The sequence below is a fragment of the Fructilactobacillus florum DSM 22689 = JCM 16035 genome (genome assembly GCF_001436645.1).
Taxonomy (GTDB): Bacteria; Bacillota; Bacilli; order Lactobacillales; family Lactobacillaceae; genus Fructilactobacillus; species Fructilactobacillus florum.
In genome coordinates this window covers 20,158-43,647 of the sequence record NZ_AYZI01000009.1, presented here as the reverse complement: position 1 = coordinate 43,647, position 23,490 = coordinate 20,158, and the positions used below count along the sequence as shown (strand labels likewise).

Genomic DNA, 23,490 nt, shown 5'->3' with positions numbered 1-23,490 from the left:
ACCTTTCTAATCTAATTTTTAGACCGATCAATGACCCGAACATGCTGACCACCAATGATTAATTCATCACAAATCCCCAAGAATAATCCATGTTCAACCACTCCGGTTTGATGTTTTAAATCAGTTGCCAGTTTTGCTAAATCAGCTTGAGCTGGAATCGTAATGTCAATCAAATAATTGCCAGAATCCGTCGTTAAAATATCACCGTTCTTTTCAAAACGAAAAGCGGGTTCATAACCATGGTCGCGGAGATAACGAAAGACTCCCATGCCACCAAAAGGAATCACTTCTACCGGTAGCTGCTGGCCGACCAGAGTCTGCTTAGGTTTGCTTTGATCAACAATCCAAATATTTTTCTTAGACATGCTGGCAACTAATTTTTCAAAGAGTAGCGCGGCTCCACCACCTTTAATTCCGTCAAGGTTCTCATCCACTACATCAGCACCGTCTACCGTAATGTCAACGGCGTCAATCGTATTTACATCTAACATTTTCATTTTAAGCCGTTCCGCCAACTGTTGTGTTCCAAGGGAAGTGGCAACACATTCAATATCCAAATGTTCTTTTTCAATTCGTTCATGAATTGCCTTTACAAAGTAAGCCGACGTGGTGCCAGAACCCAATCCCAAAACAATGTGGTCGGGAATTCTAGCAGCTGCATACCGGGCAGCCGCTGCTTTTTCGGCCTCAACTTCATCCTGATCTGTATCAATTTTTTGAATTTCCGCGTTAATTGCTGCTTGATCTGGAATTGAATTTTGCGCTCCAGCAACTTGAACGGTTAAGGAAGAAGCATGGTTGGCATATAGCATCGCCTCACGAATATTGGAGTTATCTAGTTCCAGTTGCGAGGCCAGCGCTCCGATAAATGTATCACCTGCTGCTGTAGTATCGACTGCCTTAACTTTAAACGCTGGAATAAAGGCGTGTGACTCAGGTGTGGCATAGAATGAACCCTTATCGCCAACCGTGATGATCACCATCTTAATTCCTTGTGCAAAAAACTTAAGTGCATTATCTAACATGGAAACTTCATCTTTGACTTCCAACCCCGTCAACGTCTGTGCTTCCGTTTCATTGGGGGTAATGATATCAGTTAAATGTAGCAATTCTTCTGGAATTTCTTTTGCAGGAGCCGGATTCAAAATCGTTTGAACGCCATTTTCCTTAGCAATTTTAAAAGCTGCGATAATGGCCGGAATCGGGATCTCCAACTGGGCGATGACTCGATCAGCCTTTGCCAGTGCTTCACGATGTGCAATTACATCATCCGGGCTCAGTGCCATATTGGCACCTCCATAAACATAGATGGAATTTTGTCCCGATTGATCCACGGTAATGTAGGCTTTCCCCGTCTGAGACTGGTCGGTCATAATCACATGATCAACATTCATGTGATCTTGCTGAAATCCCTTCAACATCATTTCAGCATCTTCATCACGACCAAGCTTAGTAATAAAAGTGGTGTCCGCTCCAGAACGCACTGCGGCAATCGCTTGATTGGCCCCCTTACCGCCACCATGTGACTGCTGATAACTATCAATTGCTAACGTTTCACCTGGAAGTGCATATTTTTCGACGTTTAAAACTTTATCAACGTTGGTTGATCCAACCACTACAATTTTTTTTGGCATCATGAAATCCTCCTGTTATTACTTTCCATTATAGCATACTCAGCCCATTTCTGTAAGCGCTTACAAAAAGTTGGCTTTACCCTTGTTTGTGAACTTTTTTATTACAAAATTGTCCCTTTAAGTGTTCACAATCACAAATTTAATCCCGGTTTAAAATCAATTTTCAGCAAAAATTACTTAACTTTCAAAACCCATAAAAACCCCTTGCAATAATAATGTAAACGGTTTATATTTTTAATTGTATATAACGGTTTGATCTAGATAGCGGTTATTTTGTTTTTAGAACTCGATCTGATCATGCTCAATTTATAACTTTTTATTTAGAGGTAATTAAAGGAGAGATTATTATGGCCGAAAAACAGCAAGCTTTAGTAATGACTGAAGTAAAGAACATGGAGATTAAAGAGGTTGATTTACCAGCAGTAAAAGCAGATGAGGTTGTCATCGAAACTGCATACGCTGGCATTTGTGGAACTGATAACGCACTCTTTAATGGTCTTCCCGGTTCTGCCGATGCAGTTCCTCCAATTATCTTAGGCCATGAAAACTCTGGAGTTGTTAAATCAGTGGGTGCCGATGTTCAATACCTTAAAGTTGGCGATCGAGTTGCCGTTGATCCAAACATCTACTGTGGTAAGTGTCACTACTGTCGAACTGGTCGCCCTGAATTATGTGAAAACCTTTCAGCAGTTGGTGTTACCCGTAATGGTGGCCTAGAACAATACTTCAGTGCTCCTGAACGAGTAGTTTACAAACTCCCTGACGAAGTTTCTCTTCGAGAAGCTTGTTCATTAGAACCAATTTCATGTGCCGTTCACACGATGAAAATTATGGATGAAATTACCCCTTATCAAACTGCCTTAATTATCGGTGATGGCTACATGGCTAAGCTCTTCGCCCAGATTCTTCGTGCTTATGGAATTCAAAACATTACAATGACCGGTCGCCATGATGACCTACTTGCCCAAGAAAAAGAACAGCTTCACTTGAACCAAGTAATTAACACCACTAAAGAAAAAATTGAAAAATCATACGACGTTGTCTTTGAATGTGTTGGTAAACCTGAAACCCAAGAACAAGCTGTACAAGCAGCTAATCCTGGTGCCCAGGTCATGATGTTTGGAGTGGGTGCTCCCGGACAAACCTTCGAAATGAACACCTATGAAGTCTTCAAGAAACAACTTACTATCAAGGGTTCCATGATTAACCCTAATGCTTTTGAAGACTCGATTGCCCTCCTTAAATCTGGTGCTGTTAAGATCGAACCATTCCAGGCAAACTTACTTCGGCTTGATGAAGTTCAAGGGGTCTTAGATCACTCGACTCCAAAGGTTGGTAAATGTGTGGTTGCCGTCAACCCGAACTTAAAGTAATCGTCGATTAGGAGAACTAGCTTGGCAAACCAAAAACCTAAAAAGACCCCACGGACGATCTCGATGCGGGTCTCAATCATGTATTTCATAATCTCATTATTAATTAATGCGTTAGGTAACGTTCTGACGTTAGTTACTAGTACAAAAATTGTTCCTTCCTTTTTGGGATCGGCTTTCTGGACCGCCTGTGAGACGAATTTAGGGATTGCCTTTGGTTGGAATCTATTTTGGGCGTTTTTGATTCTCGGAGTTGTAATTACGATTTTAAACGCCATTTTAGTCGGGCACTGGGACTGGGGACGTGCCATCGGAAATATTATTTTTATGGTACCTTTCTCTTTCTTAATCCAATTTTTCAATAACCTGTTTGTTGGTGGCGATTTATTTGGATTAACTATGAAGCCCATCATTAACATCCCAATGGCAACTAATTGGTGGTTAATTGTTCTTTACATCCTGATTAATTTTCTCGGAGTGGCTCTGATTGCAACGGCCATTTCGATTTATCAGCGCGCTAACCTGGTTTTGCATCCTGCCGATGACCTGATGCAAATTTTACGCTTTAAATACTTCAATGGTTCTGCTTGGAAAGCGATGTGGGCTTCTTACATTCCACCTACCATCATGGGAGTTGTTGCATTCATCATCACTCGCCAGTTTACGTACTATGGAATTGGAACGCTGTTCGCCTTTCTTTTCCAGGGACAAATTACTGGGATTGCTGATAAGACAATCTTCCCACGGCTTAAACATCAAGCAATTGATATCACTGAGGGTGACGAGTCCATTATTGCTGAGGAAATCGATAGCGATATTGAAGAATTAGAAGATGCTCCTCAAAAGAAATAGGTTTTTACTTGTAAACCAAAAACCCTATCATCCAACGATGGTAGGGTTTTTATTTACATAATAGTACAAAAACGTACCACCGTATTTATCCAGTATAAATACGATGGCACGTTTTTTTATGCTTAAATTTACTTTTTAAGATGCCGAATAGCGTAGGATATGGCTGCTGAAGCAGCAATTAATATTCCTCCACCAATAACCCCAGCAGCTCGGGTTAAGGTTCTTGATTGATCATTTCTTTGTTGCACTGCTTTTTGATTATGCTGGCTATTCTTTCGCTGCTTAGTAGTTTCATTCTGAGCAGTTGGATTTACTGATGCTGGTGAGACATTATTTGATGCCGGTTGTTCATTAGCAACCACACCTCGATTAGCTGTAACGGCTCCATTCGTGGCACTCGGCTTAGCAGCAGTCTCAGTAACCTGCGCAGTTCCTGAGGTCTTCACAGCGTTTGCTTGTACAGAACGAGCTACAACTGTCGAAGTTCTGTCAGATGAACTGGTTGCTGGAGCTGAACTGCTCTGAGAATGGAACGTATGGTCTGACTGCAGAATTGATGATGATACCGAAATACTATTAGAAACAACTATTGATTCTGAACTAGCAGGTTTCGATCCACTTAGTGATCGAGAATTACTTGCTGAACTTGTTGTTTCACTTAACGAGACTGAACTACTCCGAGAAATTGATGTCGAGCGACTGTTCCAGATCGAGATCGACCAGCTGGTTGAATATGACTTGCTCATTGATGACGCTAGTTCACTGAGCGAACTCGAGTTGCTCTTAGAAATCGAAGCAAGTTCAGAATTTCCGGTTGATTGGGAACTTGAAGCACTATCAGAATTTGAACCAGATGCCGAGGCACTTACTGATTGTGAAGTACTTGTCGATCCAGTCGACTCACTTAGCGAAACCGAATTACTTTCAGAGTCTGCAGTAGAACCACTTACTGAAACTGAATTACTCCGAGAACCTGAAATAGATTCAAACTCTGAAATAGAATGCGATTCGGACCGTGAATTTGAGTCAGACGCTGATGTGCTTCCAGAAGTCGATGCAGACCCACTTACAGATTGCGACGTAATTGTCGATTCAATCGACTCACTTATTGACACAGAAATACTCCGAGAATTTGAAGCAGACTCTGAAGCTGCAATTGATTGCGATTCAGATTGTGAGCTTGAATTAGAAGTTGACGTACTGTCAGAAACTGACACTGATCCACTTAACGATTGCGAAGTGCTAGTTGAAGTACTGCCAGAAATCGATACAGAGCCACTCACTGACTGCGACGTGCTCGTTGATGCAGCTGACTCACTTAGCGAAACCGAAATACTCTTAGAGTCTGAAGTAGATTCAGAATCAGCAGTCGAGTGAGACTTAGACTGCGAGCTTGAATCCGATGTGGACGTCGAGCCACTTAGTGAGACAGAACTACTCTTAGAATCTGAAACAGACTCAGAAGCTTCAATTGATTGCGAGTCGGACTGTGAACTTGCTTCAGATGTCGACGTACTGTCAGAGATTGAAGTTGAGTCGCTTACGGACTGCGACGTGCTTGTTGATGCCAGCGATTCACTTAGTGAAACTGAAATACTCTTAGAATCTGAAGTAGATTCAGAATTTGCACTCGACTCACTTAACGAGACCGAAATACTCCTAGAGTCTGATGTTGATTCAGAATCTACAGTCGAGTGTGACTCGGACTGTGAGGTTGAATCAGATGTCGAGGTACTGTCAGAGCTTGAAGTTGATCCACTTACTGACTGAGACGTACTTGTTGATACAGCTGACTCACTTAGTGAAATCGAACTACTCTTAGAATTTGAAGTAGATTCGGAATTTGCACTCGACTCGNCCACTTACGGACTGAGAAGTACTCGTCGATGCAGACTCACTTAGTGAAACCGAACTACTCCGAGAATTTGAAGCAGACTCTGAAGCTGCAATCGATTGCGAGTCCGATGTTGAAGTACTTCCAGAAATTGAAGTTGAACCACTTACCGACTGCGATGTGCTTGTTGATGCAGTCGACTCACTTAGTGAAACCGAACTACTCTTAGAATCTGAAACAGACTCAGAAACTTCAATTGATTGTGATTCAGATTGAGAGCTTGAGTCAGATGTTGACATGCTATCAGAAACTGAAATTGATCCACTTACCGATTGAGAGTCAGACTGTGAGCTTGAATCAGAAGTTGACGCACTTTCAGAACTTGAAGTTGACCCACTTGCGGACTGCGACGTACTTGTCGATGCAAATGACTCACTTAGCGAAACTGAACTGCTCTTAGAATCTGAAGTAGACGCTGAAGATGCAATTGATTGTGACTTGGACTGCAAAATTGAGTCAGATGTTGATGTAGATTCGGAATCTGCAGTTGACTGTGACTCAGACTGTGAACTTAAATCCGATGTTGACGTACTGTCAGAAACTGATGTTGAGCCACTTACGGACTGAGATGTACTCGTCGATGAAGTCGACTCACTTAGCGAGACCGAAATACTCTTAGAGTCTGAAGTAGATTCAGAAGCTGCAATCGATTGCGACGTACTTGTCGATTCAATCGACTCACTTAACGAAACCGAAATACTCCTAGAATCGGAAGTTGACTCTGATTCTACAATTGATTGTGATTCAGATTGTGAGCTTGAGTCAGAAGTTGACATGCTATCAGAAACTGAAATTGATCCACTTACCGATTGAGAAGTACTCGTTGACGTACTATCAGAAACTGAAATCGAGCCGCTTACCGACTGCGACGTACTTGTCGATGCAGCTGATTCACTTAGCGAAACCGAACTGCTCTTAGAATCTGATGTTGATTCAGAATCAACAATTGATTGCGATACGAATTGTGAGCTTGAAGTAGACTCTGAATTTACAACTGACTGTGATTTGGACTGGGAATCTGAAGCGGAAGTTGATGTACTGTTAGAACCAGAGACAGAACTGCTTGACGATTCCGAAATACTAGTTGAGGTTGAATCAACTAGTGATTTCGACTCAGATTGTGAATTTAAATCGGACATTGATGTAGACTGCGACGTACTATTTGAAACAGATGCGCTGCCTGAAAGAGAATCGTAATATTTTTGTAAACTACTAATAATGCTTTCGTTGTAAGAAGTTGAGTTGCTCAATGAAAGCTGTTGCTGCTCCTCAGCTAAAATTGAAGCCGAAATACTAGCAGAATTCTGGACCGAAGTTTGATGTGAAGCAACTATAGATTGACTCGTATCAACAGAATCACGAATGGATCCTGAGTGAAACGACCAAGCTGAATCCGCTGAATCCTCAATACTTTTATAAATAGTACTTAATGAAGTCGAAACACGGTTAAAGACCGATTGTGAATATTGATTAGAGACCGACAGCGAAAAAGGCGCCTCTGATGCAGATTTACTCGAAGAAGCCACATTTGAAGCTTGGATTTCTCTTGATTTACTGCGGTTAACTCCAAATATACCCCAGGAATCGTGATAATCTTTAGTTGATTTTGAAGTGCTAAATTCATATGAATTACGAAAACTCTGACTTTTTTGTAATGAAAAACTTTGAGATGCTATTACACTGTTACGGTTAGTTGAATTAAGCAGAAAATGACGGTCTGCTTCAATCGAATCAGAATATGAGGCCTGCTCATCATTGATGGACTGTTCTCGTGACTCACTATTACTAATGCTTGCAGAGATAGAGTCATCTTGCTGTGAATCCGCCTCCCGACTGAATGATTCACTCTGTGATAATGACGAATTCGCAGATCCAATTAAACTATCAGAAATCGAAGTACTGAGCGAAGAAAACTCTGCTGATTGGCTCGGAGTAACTACCTGAGAACCATAGCTGGCTGACATACTTGTAGAAAGTGAAGTAACCAATGATGTGCCCAAACTTGCTGAAGCAGACATTGACAGCGAACTATCAATAACATCCCTGTTTTGAAGAAACTGAGAGCGAACGTTAGAGAAGCTGGCAGTTGCCTTACCACCAACGTTATTTTGATAGTCTTCATTGGCATCAGTAATCATGCGCCCAACCTGACTATTTTTTCCCACATTCAAAATCCGCAGGAATTTATCAGAAATAAACTGGGCTAGCCCAGTTGTGTCAATTCCTACATTAAAGTACATGGTATCGCCAGGTTGAAATCCAAATGCTCGTGGATCGAATTTAAAGCTAAGCTGCCCATTATCAGGAGTGGCCCGCTGTGCGCCAATTTGTTGCCAACCATCTTCATTAGGGTCCCAGATATACAAATTAACTTTCAGCTCACCCAAGAAGTTAAGCCATCCTTGATCTGTCTTAATATGGACCGTTCCAGTGAGCTCATCGTAATAATAGTTCCCATCTCGCAAAGCGTCTGAGATATTCATGGCCATGCCAAAATCAGCCAAACTAGTATTTTGTTTCATTAAGGCATCGTTAATTTTTCGCATGAAATCATCAAATGATGAATTATCACCAACAATCGCATCCGGTCGTTGCTGATCTTGAGATTGCATCAACGTCATGGTGGAAAATTGGTTGGCTTCTTGTTGCTTTATCGTACTATTATTGTCATCATCAACTTGTGAAGCACTTTGACTAGAACTTGTCGAGAAACTCTCTGAATCACTGGTTACGTCAGATCGATCATCATTACTATCAAGCAAACTATTCGAGGCACTGGTTTCATCGTGATCCGTAGCCGTTTCGCTAGCTTCCCGTTTGTCTTGACCGTCGTCAGTAACTTGACTCATGGACTGCTCAGCTTGACTATTAGATTGACTAACTTCAGCTGTACTATTCGAATAAGATTGACTGGTCGAGGTACTAGTGCTGGAGCCAGAAGTCGACTGCTCCTGCTGTTCAGACTGCGACTGGCTGTAACTCGTCATACTAATCGTTGACGTCGTTTCACTATGCGACTGCTGGCTAGCATTAACCTGATTACTAACACTTCGACTATTGTTTAAATTCAGCTGACTCTCAGTCGTTGATTCGGCCTGGCTCGTACTATTTGAATCTGTTTGGTTCGTCGTAGCATTACTCGATTCATCATTACTAGCACTTCCAGATGGCAACGTAGTCTGTCGCTGATTTACCAATAAATCCTTACTCTTCGCAGTAACAGTTTGCGTCGTATCTGCCATGACTGCCCCAGAACTAACAAATAAGCCCGCTACCACTCCGCTCAAACTCGAAGTTCCAGCGATCAGCCATCTTTTGCGGGATTTATACATTCTGTAACGAACTTTTTTATTGTTTTCATATAATTGTTTGGCTCGTTGTTGTTTAAATCGGCTCATTTTAAATCATCACCTCCATAATATAATGATTTCATTCGGACTTAATTTAGCTATCTGCTAATTATAAGTAATAAAAAATCCAATTGCAATTATTAGCAGACCTTTTTTGGTTTCTTTTAAAAAATATTAAATACTATGAAAATTTTTACCTATAATGCACAAAAAAGGATTGCTATAAAAATAGCAATCCTTTTAATTACACTACTTTGTAAATTCTAGGTTACTCCAGAATTGATTGTTAGCAGCATCGGAATTGTAATTCTTCAGTTTACTGTTAACGGGTACCCAGTCAGTTCTGTATGTTTCTGGCACGTAGGCTGCCTGATCATTCATGTATCGTTGCCACTTACTGTACTGTTGTTTTCGGTAATTCTTATTCCACGACTGCTCATTGTTTAGACTATTCAAGAGTTTCGTGTTTTCTGGAGTACTGAAGTGACCCATATTATAGGCCGCATCAGCTCCGTAAAGTTGCGTTGGAGTTGGTTCTGAACCAACTGACCAACTTGCAGCGTAAATATCCATCTCATCCTGTTTTGGTGCCTGCAAAGCTTCGTAGAAACTATTCATTTCCATTGGCTTGCCTCCGGCGTACTTCACATTCAAGCCAATTTTACGCCAATTTTGAACATAGGAATCCATTGTTGCTTCAACTGTTTTTGAGGACTGCATAACCCCAAAGTTAATTTCCAATGGCTTGCCGTTTGGCTGGGTTCGCCACTTACCCTTCTTTTTATAACCGGCTTCGTCTAGTAGTTTTTCAGCCTTCTTTTGATCAAAACTATAACCCTTAATATTTTTATCATGAACATCCTTGAAAATTGGCGGAATCAACGTGTTACCCCGCGCAGTCAATCCATGACCAAACTTTTTAGCAGGAGTATTCACATCGATGGCATACATCATAGCTTGGCGGAGTTTTTTGTTACTCATTTTCATGTTAGGATCGGTCACTTGTTGATTCGTTTTTGGATCCATGTGGCCTAGATTAAATCCAAAGTAGTTGTAACTGTTTCCTGGGTTACCAGTAATTTTATAGTCCTTCAATTTGGCCACATCTGGATAGTTGTTAGCTCCCAAACCACCCAAAGTAAAATCATACTTTTTGGCTTTCAAAGCGGCAGCAATATTGTTACTAGAAACGACTTGGATGTTAATGTGTTTAATTTTTGCTTGTTTACCATAGTAATACTTGTTTGGTGACCAGCTTGTAGATTCTCCTTGAACCATACTGTCAAGCTTGTAAGGCCCCGTAAAGATTGGTTTCTTACGAATCTGTGGTGCTGAAGTCAACTTATCAATAGGAACATCCTTAATGTAAGCATATGGTTCTACTGACCCCCAGATAAAGCTGTTCCCCGCATACTGCATTGAAGGAGTTACTCGGTCAACGTGAATCACGACTTTTTTACCATTTTCTCCCTCGGGCATCTCAATCCCAGAAATCGTTTTAGCGGTTCCCGCATGGTAATCGGCCATTCCCTTGATATTTTCAAAATCAGAACTGTACTGCTGAGACTTAGTGTTAGGGTTAGCAATTATCTCGTAGGGGTATTCAATGTCCTTGGCCGTTACCGGGCTTCCGTTCGACCACTTAGCATTTTTTCGCAACGTAATTGTCACAGTTTGGCGATTCCGGTCAATTCGCTGGTTAGCCATACCACCATCGATAATCTTATAATCACTATCCGTTTTAAACAATGAATTAACCGAACCAGGCTGTTCCCCACCAGGAGAAAACACATCTGAATCTTCGGCGTTAGTTGACAAAGTCGGAGATGAAATCCCAGCAAACGGTGAATTATTCACCTCTGCAAGCTTTAAAGTGCCCTGATTTGCCTTACTATCACTGCTTCCCTGTGCACTATAACTCGGTTTCAATTTATTGGGGTTGACGGTTGCATTTTGATCATTTGAACATGCCGCCAACGTCAACGGTACGACAGTCATTGCCACCATGACTGCCCATTTTCGATATTTGTTCATTTTCCTACTCCCTTCAAATCGCTAATCAATTTGTTGACTAGCATTCAATGTCCGACGAATCACTTGCCCAACATAACTAATTGCTAAACACAGCAAGATAATCTCAACAGCAGCAAACAACCATGTCCACCAATACTGCGTAATATTCTCTGGATCAGTTGCATTGGCAATTAACGTTCCTAATGAGGGGGTTCCATTGGGAAGTCCAAAACCTAAAAAAGATAGACCAGTTTCAACTCCAATATTTTCAGCAAATGAGAGAGTTGTATCTACAATAATTAAAGAAGAAATATTCGGTAAAATCTCACGGAACATAATCTTTAAATTGCTACTACCAGCCGTTTTTGAAGCCGTCACGTAATCCTTTTGTGACTCTGCCAAAGTTCTCGATCGAATCAGCCGCGACGTGCCCATCCAATAAAACAAAGACAAAATCAACGTTAGCGTAATCGCGTTGTATTGCGGGATGATTGTCACAATTACGATAATGGTCATCAACATCGGAATAATCATCATAAAGTCATACAAACGTTGCATCGTGAGGTCAACCAAGCCACCAAAGAAGCCTGAAACTAATCCGTACACCACTCCAAAGGTCGAAGAGATGGCTGTCAGTCCAAGTGCAATGCAAATCGAATTTCGTGATCCCACGATCAGTTGCTGCGCAATCGAACGCCCACTGGAATCCGCTCCTAACAAATAATCAGAAAAAGGGGGAGAATTGTAAGCCATGATGTCAACATTCATTGCTTTGCCAGTGTCTACAAACCAGGAGCCCACTACAACGAAGACAATAAATCCAACAATTGCAATCAATGAAATCAATGCGGCACGATCTCGTTTAAACTGGTGCCACATAATCTTGGCACTGCTTGGAGTTGCCTCTTGTTCAGCTTCTTTAGTCAATCTATCCAACTCCGCCGCGGAAATTTGGCTCTGTGAATCAAATGAACTTGCCATACTTGCTCACCTCCTTCTTATTCAACCCGAATCCGCGGATCAATGACTGCCAAAACCACATCAGAAATCAATGTACCTAAAAGATTCAAGAAACCGTATAACAAAACCAACGCAGTGATTACCGTATAGTCACGATAATTGACGGCATTCAAGAACAGCAAACCCATTCCGGGATAAGAGAACACCATTTCAGTAAAAATCGAGCCGGCCAGTAATCCAGTAATTGAATACCCTGAGAAAGCTGCAATTGGTAACAATGAATTCCGAAAGATATGATGCCGGTAGATATCTTTCATTGGAATTCCCTTTGATTTAGCAGTTTTCACATAAGCCGAATGCTTAGCGTCAATCACCTCAGAACGCAGATATTGCACAATGTTCACTGTCCCGAACAAGGCTCCTAGTAATCCGGGGAGAATGATATGAGTTAGGCGAGAAATCACGGTCCCAAAGCCGGTGGCAGTAGGAGAAATCGACCCAGCGGTGGGAAACAGATTAAAAAGATATCCAAAAATCCAAATGCCCAGCACTAGGACAACGAAAAATGGAATTGCCATCGTGACGTAGGTATAAACCCTAACCAAGTTATCCTGCCATTTTCCTTCGTGCTTACCGGCATAAACCCCCAAGGGTAAAGCAATCATGTAAGTCATAATCATGGTAAACAGCGCTAACCAAAGAGTATTTAATCCTCGTTGTTGAATCAGTCCGACGACCGGTTCTTTATACTCGTAGCTCATGCCTAAATCACCATGAAACAGATGGACAACCCAATTCCAATATTGCTGGTACCACGGATCATACAGACCATTGGCTTGCATTAAATGATGGATTTGTTGCGGACTAGATTTGGGATTGATTGACCCTAGAAAGGGATCCCCTGGCATTGCTTTCGCTAGTAAAAACACTAGCATGCTCAAAATAATCAACTCAGGAATCATGATTAAAAAGCGGCGTAAAATTGTTTTCCACATGACTAGTGCTCCTCTCTCTGTAAGATTTTATGGCGAAGCGCTTCGTTAGGTGGCAACGAAACCCAGTGGGTCTCAGAAACTTGCACGAGGGGAAAAGCCCGCCCTTGTTGATCGTAGTACTGGTGCTTGTCTTGATGGTATTTTTGATTCATAGCCAACCGCGCCTCGCGATGTTGTTCGCGATGGTCAACATCCGTTTGTGGAATTGCTTCCAACAACTGCTTCGTATAGATGTGGATTGGATGTTGATAAATATCAGATCGCGTTCCAATTTCAACAATCTCACCACGAGTCATGATGGCAATTCGATCACACATATGGCGAATAACTCCCAAATCATGTGATATAAACAGATAAGAAATGCCAAATTCAGCTTGAATTTTTTTCATAAAATTCAAGACCTGCGCTTGTACAGATAGATCCAAGGCAGAAACTGGCTCGTCCGCAATGATTAATTTCGGATGGGTAGCTACTGCTCGCGCAATTCCAATTCGTTGTTGCTGCCCTCCAGAAAACTGGTGCGGATATTTATATAGAGCATCCGGTGATAGCCCAACAATATCTAGTAGCTGTAGCACCCGCAGTTTTAAATCATTTTTACTCAGATTTTCAAAATTACGCAGAGGCTCACTAATAATGGAAGCAATTCGCTTTTGCGGGTTCAAACTTGAAAATGAATCTTGAAAAATCATTTGAACATCACGCCGAAAGTCTTGATGTTGTCGTTTAGCAACCTTAGTAACGTCATGCCCTTGATAGCTAATCGTGCCCCCCGTTTGGGGTTCTAATCCCAAAATGGCCCGACCAGTTGTTGATTTTCCAGATCCAGATTCACCCACCAATCCAAAGGTCTCACCTTGATTGATTGAGAAACTCACATCGCGAACTGCCTGAATTTCGTCCAATTTTCGATTAAAAAAGCCGCCACGCACCGGAAAATATACTTGTAAATCCTTAACCGTTAGTAAGCTCATGCGCGCTGATCCTCCTTAAAATAAAATTGACGATAACAGGTACAACGCACCTGATGTCCGTCCCCTAAATCGTGCATAACGGGTAAGTCTTCATGAGCACTTGCCGGAATCCAGGGAATCCGAGGGGCAAAGCGATCGCCAGCCGCTGGCATCTTTTGTAAAGATGGAACATTCCCCTGAATGACATAGAGATCATCAGTTGCATTATCAATCTGAGGAATCGATCGTAGCAGTGACCGCGTATAAGGATGCTGGGGTTCCTTGAAAATTTGTTGCACCGAACCACTCTCCACAATTTGGCCAGCATACATCACGGCTACCCGGTCTGCCGTCTCAGCAACTACGCCCAAGTCATGGGTAATTAAGATAATGCTGGTATGGTTTTCTTGTTGAACTCGTCGCAATAAATCTAAGATTTGTGCTTGAATCGTCACGTCTAGCGCCGTTGTTGGCTCATCGGCAATGATCAAATCTGGTTTACAAGCCACTGCCATTGCAATCATGACTCGCTGTCGCATTCCTCCAGATAACTGATGCGGAAACTGGCGTGCCGTGCGTTTGGGATCATGAATTCCAACTTCTGCCAATAACTTCAAAACTCGTTGATATCGCTCCGTCTTACTCAAATCGGTGTGATAAGCCATCACCTCATCAATCTGGTTAGCAATTCGTTTTAACGGATTAAGTGCCGATAACGGGTCTTGAAAAATCATACTAAGCTTAAGTCCTCGAATCTCGTCATAACCTGTTTCCGTGAGCTTGGTGAGTTCTTGTCCTTCAAAGACAGCTGATCCACTGACTTTGCTATCATGTTCATCTAGCAATCCCATGATGGTGTTTGCAAAAGTACTTTTGCCACAGCCGGATTCACCTACGATCGCTAAGAATTCATCAGGATTAACCGTTAAATTGACATCATCAAGCGCTTGGTAGTAGTGGTCATTAATTTTAAACGAGGTCTTTAAATGTTTTGTTACTAGCAACGGTGCTTGTGTTTTTTTCAAAATCCCCGTGCTCCTTTCGCCCAGCTCTTAATCAAAATTTAATTGTTTTTCAGTTTAAGCGTGCCTTTACCAAAATGCAATAAAAAATTGTAAATTTCTTAAAATTATTTGCTTTTAAGTGATGATTAGCTAACATCGACGTTTTAAAGTTCGTTTATTTCCGTAAAAATCGCACGTAAACCGGTTTCCATATAATTGTGATGATGCCGGTCATGGGAACGCTTTCATTAGAGCTCGTTTCCAAACAATTTTAAGAAATTACCCCTCATGCGGCTCAAAATACCGAAATCAATTGTAGAAAACAGATTTAATCTTAGGAATTTCATTTACAACCGAATTCACACGGTTTATTATTAGTTAAAACTTAATTACTACTAGTAAGTTTTAACTAGACAGGAGGTAGTCCCATGAAAAGACTCAAGCACCCTAAATTCTTTTCATTTGCAATGCTTGGCGTTGTTGCTGTTGCTTTAGCTGGTTGTTCCCAACAAAGTAGTAGCAATACCCCAAGAAATAAAACGGTGGCGGTTAGTAGCAAGGACGTCATCAGTACCATGGATTCATCGCTAAATACCGACCAAATTGGATCGCAGAACCTTAATAACACCATGGAGGGGTTATATCGTTATCGTGGCAAGCAACTCAAACCAGCAATGGCCACTTCAATTGCCCAACCTACCAATAATGGGACGGTTTATAACATTAATCTCCGTCATGCTAAGTGGTCAAATGGCGATCCGGTCACAGCACATGACTTTGTCTATGCTTGGCGACGAATTGTTGATCCTAAGACTGGCTCACAGTATTCCTACATCTACAGTGGCATTAAAAATGCCGATGCGATTGTAGCCGGAAAAAAGAAACCAGATACTCTCGGTATCAAAGCGTTGGGTGATCACCAATTGCAGATTACCCTGGAACATCCGATTCCTTACTTCAACACCCTTGTGACTGGGAGTCAGTTTCTTCCAATCAACCAACGTTCGATTAAAAAAGCCGGCAATACTTATGGAATCAGTAGTAAAGAAATGGCCTTTAACGGACCTTACAAGCTAGTTAACTGGAAGGTGGGCGACACCGAATGGACAGAAGTTAAAAATCATTCCTACTGGAACGCACACCATGTTCAGCCTAAAGCCATCAAGTACTACACGATCAAGGATCCAAATACCGGGCTCAATCTTTACGATACTAATCAAATGGATCGCTATCAGGACATCTCCGGCGATTCTGCCCGACAGCTTTCCAATCGCCACGATTTCGGCACTGATTTGACCAGTTCGACTTTCTACATCGAAATGAATCAAAAAAAGCTTCCTTACTTTAAAAATGCCAAGTTGCGACAAGCAATTTCACTCACCATCAATCGAGACGAGCTTTCAAACAATGTCCTTGGAAAAACCGGAACCGCATCTCACAGCATTGTTCCGCGCGACATGACTCATCACAAAACCACGGGGACTGATTTTGTCAAAGAGCCAAGCGCCCTTGCCGACCAGCAATATACTAGTTATAATCCGAAAAAAGCAACTAAGCTTTGGCAAGAAGGTTTACAAGAAACCGGTCAAAAAGAATTAAATCTGACCATGACAACCGATGATACCGACACGGCCAAAAAACAAGCCGAATACTTACAAAACAGTTTTGAAAAAAATCTGCCTGGCTTAAAAGTAACGATTAGCAGTGTTCCCTTTAAAACTCGAATCCAACGTCAATCAACCCATGACTTCGATTTGATTGTAGCCGCTTGGAACGCTGACTACCCTGATCCAACCAACTTCATGGATCTCTTTACCACTGGCAATCCACAAAATGACGGTCAATGGAGTAACAAAGAATATGACCACTATGTAAAGGCCGCAGAAACAACTGATATCAATAATCCTGAACTCCGATGGAAAGATATGTTACAAGCTCAACATATCATCACCAAAGAACAGGGTGTGATTCCTTTGTATCAGGTCACTTCTGCCTCACTAACAAAATCAAATGTTCATAATTTCAAAATCACGCCAACCGGACTTTACGATATGGCAAGTGTGATTAAAAACTAGCGGAGGGGAGCCGTCACATGACCAGATATATTTTAAAGCGAATTTTTTATCTCTTTTTGACGTTATTAATCATTGCTTCCATCACCTTTTTTATGATGAAGGCCTTGCCTGGGACGCCCTATACGAACCAAGCAAAATTATCACCAGAACAAATCGCCACTTTAAACCAAAAATACGGATTTAATAAGCCCCTGTGGGTGCAATATTTCATGTACTTGGGGAATCTGTTGCATGGTGATTTAGGAACATCCTTTCAATTTAATAACCAACCCGTAACTCAGCTGATTGGTAACCACGTTGGCCCCTCCGTCCAATTAGGACTCCAGGCAATGATTCTCGGAACTATTTTAGGAATTATTTTAGGTAGCATTGCGGCTATCAAAAAACACAGCTGGATTGATGCCCTTACCACGATTGTTTCAATTCTGGGTCTATCAATTCCTAGTTTTGTGTTGGCAATTCTTCTTCAGTGGTTCTTTGGTTTCAAAATTCAGCTACTTCCAGTTGCCCTCTGGCATGGATTTAGTTCGTCAATCCTCCCAACGCTTGCCCTGACTGCTCTGCCTCTAGCTAGTATTGCTCGCTACATGCGGACAGAAATGGTCGATGTCTTGAGTAGTGATTACATCGAGTTGGCTCGTGCCAAGGGAGACGATAGTTCAGAAGTCATCTTAAAACATGCCATTCGGAACTCCCTAATTCCAATCATTACGGTAATCGGACCCATGGCCGTTCAGATTATGACCGGTTCAATGGTAGTGGAATCCATCTTCTCCATCCCTGGGATCGGAAATCAGTTTGTTCAGTCAATTCTAACCAATGACTACCCCACCATCATGGGGCTAACCCTCTTCTATTCATTCTTAATGGTGGTTGTCATCTTAATTACAGATATTATGTATGGAGTTATTGATCCCCGGATTCGCCTGGGAAAAGGAGGTAAGGCATAATGAGTCAGAATCAAACTTCGCCAGCAAATGGGTTTGTCTTGGCTAATCACGACCCCGCCAACTTCTCAAACGAGGGGATTAATTCGGAAACCCGCACTTATTTTCAAGACGTGCGACGCCGATTTATGCATAACAAAATTGCCATGACGTCTTTTATTATTCTATTATTGATTATTCTAGTGGCCTTTATTGGTCCATTCTTATTACCAACCGATCCCAACGCCCAAAATGTGGTTTACGCTAATTTACCCCCCAAATTTGGCAATTTAAATTTACCAGGGCTTAATGGCATGCAGGATATCGGTGGAAAAACCGTCAATGCCTATCAAGCTGCTCACGTCCCTAATGGAACTTATTACCTGTTTGGAACCGACTACCTCGGACGGGATCTTTTTGCCCGAATTCTTTATGGAACCCGACTATCAATCATTGTTGCGTTAGTTGCAACTTTACTAGATTTAGTAATCGGAGTTCCCTATGGGATCGTCTCTGGGCTCAGCAGTGAGCGAGTAGATACTTTTATGCAACGAATCATTGAAATTATCTCATCCGTACCAGATTTGATCGTCGTAATCTTGTTATTGATCGTCTTAAAACCAGGATTGACCTCAATTATCATTGCGATTGCCTTTACAGGGTGGGTTACAATGGCACGTTTAATTCGAGCCCAGGTGTTTCAATTAAAAACTAACGAGTTCGTATTAGCTTCGCAAACCTTGGGTGAATCAAAGTGGAAAATCTCGCTGCGTCATCTCGTGCCTAACCTAAGTTCAACCATCATCATTCAAACCATGTTCTCAATTCCTACTGCGATCTTCTTCGAAGCTTTCTTGAGTTTCATTGGAATCGGAATCCCCGCTCCAAATGCTTCGCTTGGAACCTTGATGAGCGATGGGCAAAAAGCCTTTCACTTCCTCCCTTATCAAATGTGGATTCCGGCGATTATCTTAAGTTTGATCATGATTACTACCAACTTACTGGGCGACGGGCTGCGAGATGCTTTTGACCCAGAATCTGATTAGAAAGGACTGTGACGATGCCAGAAAAAATTTTAGACGTTCAAAATTTAGTAGTCGATTTTACAACTCTCAATGGAACTGTCCACGCCATTCGTAACGTCAGCTTCTCGTTGAACAAGGGCGAAACCCTTGCTCTTGTGGGTGAATCCGGTTCTGGAAAATCAGTAACGGTTCGTAGCATCATCCAACTCTATGCTAAAAATGCTAAGGTTATGGGTGGTAAAGTTAATTTCCACGGCGAAAACCTCTTGCAGAAATCTCCCAAAGAAATGAATAAATTACGTGGCAAAAAGATTTCTATGATCTTTCAAGATCCGATGACTTCTCTAGATCCCACGATGACGATTGGCAAGCAGGTCGCAGAACCCCTCTTGGTGCACCACGATGCCACCAAAGAAGCAGCGTATCAACGAGCTCAAGAAGTCTTAGAGTTGGTCGGTATTCCGAACGCAAAAGCTCGGATGAAAAACTATCCCCATCAGTTTTCTGGTGGACAACGTCAACGAATCGTGATTGCGATGGCAATCATCGACAATCCAGAAATTTTAATTGCTGATGAACCAACAACTGCTCTGGATGTTACGGTACAGGCACAAATCATCAGTTTACTAAAGGATTTACAGCAACGGATTGGAACGGCAATTATCTTTATTACCCATGATCTCGGAGTGGTTGCAGGGATTGCTGATCGAGTGGCCGTGATGTATGCTGGGAAAATTATCGAATATGGGACGACGGACGAAATCTACTATAACCCCCAACACCCGTACACCTGGGGGCTGTTAGATTCGATGCCCACTCTTGATATTCAAGGGCAACGTCTCAAAGCAATTCCAGGCTCACCAGCTAATTTAATTAATCCCCCCAAAGGTGATGCCTTTGCTCCCCGCAACCCATATGCATTAAAAATTGATAGTGAAGAAGAACCTCCTTTCTTTAAAGTTACTGATAGTCACTATGCAGCTACATGGCTGTTGGCTCCGCGGGCTCCTAAGGTAACCCCACCAGCATCCATTCAAAAACGATTTGCTAAATACACGGCATTGCGAGGTGAAGACCATGCCTAACTCAAAACAACAGCGCAAAGCAGTCATCCAAGTCCGCAACCTGAAACAATACTTTAATGCCGGAAAAAAATCAGAAGTGCGTGCTGTTGATGACATCTCATTTGATATTTATGAAGGTGAAACGCTGGGGCTCGTCGGTGAATCTGGTTCCGGAAAGACAACTACCGGGCGGAGCATCATCCGGCTATACAACCCGACTAGCGGCGAAGTAATCTTTAATGGCCAAAACATCGCTAAATTAAAAAATCGAGATTTAAAAGGATTCCGCAAAAACATGCAGATGATTTTCCAAGATCCGTACGCTTCGCTCGATCCCCGTATGAAGGTCAAGGATATCATCGCAGAGGGCATTGATATCCATCACTTGGCAAAGGATCAAGCGGAGCGAGATCACCAAGTTGCCGAACTCTTGGAAAAAGTTAATCTCAGCCCTGATTTTGCTAACCGATATCCACATGAATTTTCTGGAGGACAACGACAGCGAATCGGGATTGCCCGTGCCCTGGCGGTGCAACCAAAATTCATCATTGCTGACGAACCGATCTCAGCTCTCGATGTCTCAATCCAAGCACAGGTGGTTAACTTGCTGCAAGATATCCAGCAGGAACAAAATTTAACGTATCTCTTTATTGCCCATGATCTCTCCATGGTGAAATACATTAGTGATCGTATTGCAGTCCTCTATCTCGGAAAGATTGTTGAACTAGCCGATACCGAGGAAGTTTACAATCATCCCTTACATCCCTACACCCAGAGTTTGATTTCGGCTGTCCCCGTACCAGACCCAGAGATTGAGAAAAATCACAAAATTAAAACCTTTGATCGAAGTCAGGCTTTTCATGATGATGACCAGCTTCGTGAAGTTTTACCAGGCCATTTCTTATACTGCAACGAAGCAACGGCCGCTACATTTAAATAGTTAGAAACAAAAACACGTCCACTATCACTAGTAGACGTGTTTTTGTTTCTTGTGGATAATCCGTAACTTAATTAATCCCAGCCTGTCGCAACAATTCCAGCTTGCGTTTCCGACTGACGTGTTGTCGCGTAGAAAAAACGTCATAGCCGTGACGCCGCACCTCTGACAAAATCTCACGATAGACTAGCAGTGCGCTTAATACGGCTGCTTGTGAATCTAAATCTAGGTCAGCAATCATCCCTAATGAATCATCATAGAGTTGTTCGGCTTGCTGGGCCAGCTCTTCCCACAATGCAATGAAGTTCGGGGTAATCTGGTGATGAGCCAACATTGTCTCTGTCACCCCGTGCGCACGCATTGCACTTTTCGGTAAATAAATGCGTCCGTTTTCAAAGTCTTCCCCGATGTCTCGGAGAATATTGGTGAGTTGCATCGCTTGTCCTAGTTGTTTCGCCGGTAACTGTAACTGCTCGAATTTTTTTGAAAGAATTGGCAACAACAGCAAGCCAACGCTGCTTGCCACATAGTATGCATAGTCAAGCAATTGGCGATTTGAATCTGGCTGGACAAAATTATAATCTAGGCGCTGACCCGTCAACATGTCCAAAAAATACTTCGATTCAATGGGATAAGTTTTAAACACAACGTTCAAAGCACGCCACAGTGGCTTATCAACTGCTTGCTGATGACGAAATTTTTCCAATTCAGTGGTCAATTGGTTTAACTCTTCGAGACTTTGTGCCTGATCAATCGCATCATCAGCCAATCGACAAAAAGCATAGATAGCATAAACGCTTTGATTTTTGGGGAAAGGTAATTGCGAAAATGCTAAATAAAATGATTTTGAATTGGACTTAATGATGGCTTCACACGTCGCAAAATCTGAACGTGCTGCTCGAAATAATTGGTCATTCGGCGTGATCATCGCGAAGAACCTCCTCAACGGCTAATTTAGCACTCTGCATCACGATTGGAACTCCTGCCCCTGGATGGGTACTACTACCGCAAAAATACAAATGATCAGCATATTTAAACTTGTTGTGCGGACGGTAATAATTACTCTGGCGTAGGGTTGGTTTCAAACCAAAAGTAGCTCCATTATAGGCATTGAATTTTGTTTGAAAATCTTTGGGTGTATAAAACTCTTCAAACGAAATGTGTTGCTCGATATCTTTAAAACCCGTGCGTTCCTTGATTAAGTTGATAATTTGGTTGCGGTACTTAGTCTGAACTGCTGGAGACCAATCCGCATACTTTGACAACTCCGGCACCGGTACCAAAACATAGAGCGCTTCTTGTCCAGTGGGAGCCAACGTATCATCTAAAAGGGAGGGACGATAAACATAAAATGAAGGATCAGTCGGTAAATTACCATTTTCAAACAACTCATCAATGTTTAATTTGAAATCATCCGCAAAGTAGATACTATGGAGGGCACTCGGACTATATTTTTTATCAAGCCCCAAATACATTACAAAACAAGAACACGAATATTCCATGTTTTCAATTTTGTGATTCGTATATTTACCCCGTTGGCGCTCATCAGGAATCAACGACTGCATGGCATAGGGAAAGTCTGCATTACAGACGACCGCATCTGACGGCACCAAAGTGTGGTCGATTTTAACTCCAACTGCTTGTCGATTTTGAATGACCAACTCTGAAACGGGGGTATTGTAAACAATCTGACCACCAAGTTCAGTAAACAAGCGTGCCAGAGCGGTCGCCATCGTATACATTCCTCCCTTAATAAAGTAAATTCCGTACAAAAGTTCAATCATGGGGATGATTGTATATAATGACGGACCCTGATAAGGGGAAATTCCGATGTAAAGGGTTTGAAATGCCAAGGATTTACGCAATCTTTCATCCTTAACGTATTTTGCAATTGACGAATATGCATCATTAAAGGTTTTCAATTTAACCCCGGCAAATAGTGATTTGGGATTGTAAAAGTCAGTAAAACTCCGAAATGACCGAGTCAAGAAATTGTCCTTAGCAATCAGATATCGCTGATAGATGTCACTTAAAAAGTGCAAATAACCTTGAGCATCCTCGGGTGAAATCTTTTCCAGAGTCTGAGTTAGTTGCACTAAATCATTTGAAAAAGAAAGTTCTTCCTCATCTCGAAAGAACAATTCCAGCATTGGTTCCACCTTCTGCATTGGAATGTAGTCATCAGGGTTGCGTCCACAGAAGGTAAAGATTTCACGATAAATTTCTGGCATCATCACAATCGTTGGACCAACATCAAAGGTGAAGCCCTTCGCTTTAATTTGGTTCATCTTGCCGCCAGGAGTTGCTTCTTTTTCGTAAATCGTAACTTCATAACCCAATTTTTGAAGCCGAATTGCCGCCGTTAAGCCCCCAATTCCTGCCCCTACTACGCTGATTTTTTTCATGATTGGTCGCCTCATTAAATAATGATGATTAAT

Annotated in this window: 19 protein-coding genes; 9 read left to right on the top strand and 10 right to left on the bottom strand. The window is 42.0% G+C overall.

Annotated elements, in window-relative coordinates:
- Positions 1-11 precede the first annotated feature (11 nt).
- Positions 12-1,637, bottom strand: a complete 1,626-nt coding sequence (gene rbsK, locus FC87_RS05720; RefSeq protein ID WP_202812910.1) for a ribokinase — start codon at positions 1,635-1,637, stop codon at positions 12-14.
- 344 nt (positions 1,638-1,981) lie between these two features.
- Between rbsK and FC87_RS05715 the strand changes: the two genes are divergently transcribed.
- Complete coding sequence (locus tag FC87_RS05715; RefSeq protein ID WP_009166251.1) at positions 1,982-3,007, top strand: zinc-dependent alcohol dehydrogenase family protein; 1,026 nt, start codon at positions 1,982-1,984, stop codon at positions 3,005-3,007.
- A 63-nt stretch (positions 3,008-3,070) separates the two neighbouring features.
- Positions 3,071-3,856, top strand: a complete 786-nt coding sequence (locus FC87_RS05710; RefSeq protein ID WP_051393818.1) for a DUF6198 family protein — start codon at positions 3,071-3,073, stop codon at positions 3,854-3,856.
- 128 nt (positions 3,857-3,984) lie between these two features.
- Here the strand turns inward: FC87_RS05710 and FC87_RS06955 are convergent, their stop codons facing one another.
- Positions 3,985-4,602, bottom strand: coding sequence for a hypothetical protein (locus FC87_RS06955; protein WP_156656538.1), 618 nt, complete (start codon positions 4,600-4,602; stop codon positions 3,985-3,987).
- Between FC87_RS06955 and FC87_RS05700 the strand changes: the two genes are divergently transcribed.
- Both FC87_RS05700 and FC87_RS05695 read left to right on the top strand, forming a co-directional pair.
- Entirely contained in the window at positions 4,595-5,233 is a 639-nt protein-coding gene (locus tag FC87_RS05700) for a hypothetical protein (protein ID WP_054690704.1), read from the top strand. The two genes, FC87_RS06955 and FC87_RS05700, sit on opposite strands and share 8 nt — an antisense overlap.
- A 27-nt stretch (positions 5,234-5,260) precedes the next feature.
- On the top strand, positions 5,261-5,626 hold the full coding sequence (locus FC87_RS05695) for a hypothetical protein (RefSeq protein ID WP_054690703.1): 366 nt from the start codon (positions 5,261-5,263) through the stop codon (positions 5,624-5,626).
- Positions 5,627-5,714: 88 nt separating this feature from the next.
- Here the strand turns inward: FC87_RS05695 and FC87_RS07210 are convergent.
- The 6 genes from FC87_RS07210 to FC87_RS05665 all read right to left on the bottom strand — a co-directional run.
- Positions 5,715-9,148, bottom strand: a 3,434-nt coding sequence (locus FC87_RS07210; protein ID WP_420864877.1) for a KxYKxGKxW signal peptide domain-containing protein, incomplete at its 3' end; no start/stop codon positions are given.
- A 201-nt stretch (positions 9,149-9,349) separates the two neighbouring features.
- On the bottom strand, positions 9,350-11,134 hold the full coding sequence (locus tag FC87_RS05685; RefSeq protein ID WP_054690693.1) for an oligopeptide ABC transporter substrate-binding protein: 1,785 nt from the start codon (positions 11,132-11,134) through the stop codon (positions 9,350-9,352).
- Between the two features lie 21 nt (positions 11,135-11,155).
- The gene (locus tag FC87_RS05680) at positions 11,156-12,094 is read right to left on the bottom strand and encodes an ABC transporter permease (RefSeq protein WP_009167098.1); all 939 of its coding nucleotides are present in this window, start codon (positions 12,092-12,094) and stop codon (positions 11,156-11,158) included.
- Between the two features lie 17 nt (positions 12,095-12,111).
- On the bottom strand, positions 12,112-13,068 hold the full coding sequence (locus FC87_RS05675) for an ABC transporter permease (RefSeq protein ID WP_009167099.1): 957 nt from the start codon (positions 13,066-13,068) through the stop codon (positions 12,112-12,114).
- 2 nt (positions 13,069-13,070) lie between these two features.
- On the bottom strand, positions 13,071-14,042 hold the full coding sequence (locus tag FC87_RS05670) for an ATP-binding cassette domain-containing protein (protein ID WP_056961865.1): 972 nt from the start codon (positions 14,040-14,042) through the stop codon (positions 13,071-13,073).
- Positions 14,039-15,046 (bottom strand): ABC transporter ATP-binding protein, encoded by a 1,008-nt coding sequence (locus tag FC87_RS05665; RefSeq protein WP_054690691.1) that lies wholly within the window; start codon positions 15,044-15,046, stop codon positions 14,039-14,041. Before FC87_RS05665 ends, FC87_RS05670 begins: the two co-directional genes overlap by 4 nt.
- A gap of 407 nt (positions 15,047-15,453) precedes the next feature.
- Between FC87_RS05665 and FC87_RS05660 the strand changes: the two genes are divergently transcribed.
- The 5 genes from FC87_RS05660 to FC87_RS05640 are packed head-to-tail and all read left to right on the top strand — an operon-like array spanning position 15,454 to position 21,055.
- On the top strand, positions 15,454-17,100 hold the full coding sequence (locus FC87_RS05660; RefSeq protein ID WP_056961863.1) for a peptide ABC transporter substrate-binding protein: 1,647 nt from the start codon (positions 15,454-15,456) through the stop codon (positions 17,098-17,100).
- 17 nt (positions 17,101-17,117) lie between these two features.
- On the top strand, positions 17,118-18,050 hold the full coding sequence (gene opp3b, locus FC87_RS05655; RefSeq protein WP_009167103.1) for an oligopeptide ABC transporter permease: 933 nt from the start codon (positions 17,118-17,120) through the stop codon (positions 18,048-18,050).
- On the top strand, positions 18,050-19,072 hold the full coding sequence (locus FC87_RS05650; protein ID WP_009167104.1) for an ABC transporter permease: 1,023 nt from the start codon (positions 18,050-18,052) through the stop codon (positions 19,070-19,072). The genes opp3b and FC87_RS05650 overlap by 1 nt, the downstream gene beginning before the upstream one ends.
- 14 nt (positions 19,073-19,086) lie before the next feature.
- On the top strand, positions 19,087-20,136 hold the full coding sequence (locus FC87_RS05645) for an ABC transporter ATP-binding protein (RefSeq protein WP_056961861.1): 1,050 nt from the start codon (positions 19,087-19,089) through the stop codon (positions 20,134-20,136).
- Positions 20,129-21,055, top strand: a complete 927-nt coding sequence (locus FC87_RS05640; protein WP_035422494.1) for an ABC transporter ATP-binding protein — start codon at positions 20,129-20,131, stop codon at positions 21,053-21,055. The genes FC87_RS05645 and FC87_RS05640 overlap by 8 nt, the downstream gene beginning before the upstream one ends.
- Before the next feature lie 67 nt (positions 21,056-21,122).
- Here the strand turns inward: FC87_RS05640 and FC87_RS05635 are convergent, their stop codons facing one another.
- Together FC87_RS05635 and FC87_RS05630 are read right to left on the bottom strand one after the other, a co-directional pair.
- On the bottom strand, positions 21,123-21,980 hold the full coding sequence (locus tag FC87_RS05635) for a phytoene/squalene synthase family protein (protein ID WP_056961859.1): 858 nt from the start codon (positions 21,978-21,980) through the stop codon (positions 21,123-21,125).
- Positions 21,964-23,457: a phytoene desaturase family protein gene (locus tag FC87_RS05630; RefSeq protein ID WP_009167108.1), complete on the bottom strand. Its 1,494-nt coding sequence runs from the start codon at positions 23,455-23,457 to the stop codon at positions 21,964-21,966. The genes FC87_RS05635 and FC87_RS05630 overlap by 17 nt, the downstream gene beginning before the upstream one ends.
- Between the last annotated feature and the right edge of the window lie 33 nt (positions 23,458-23,490).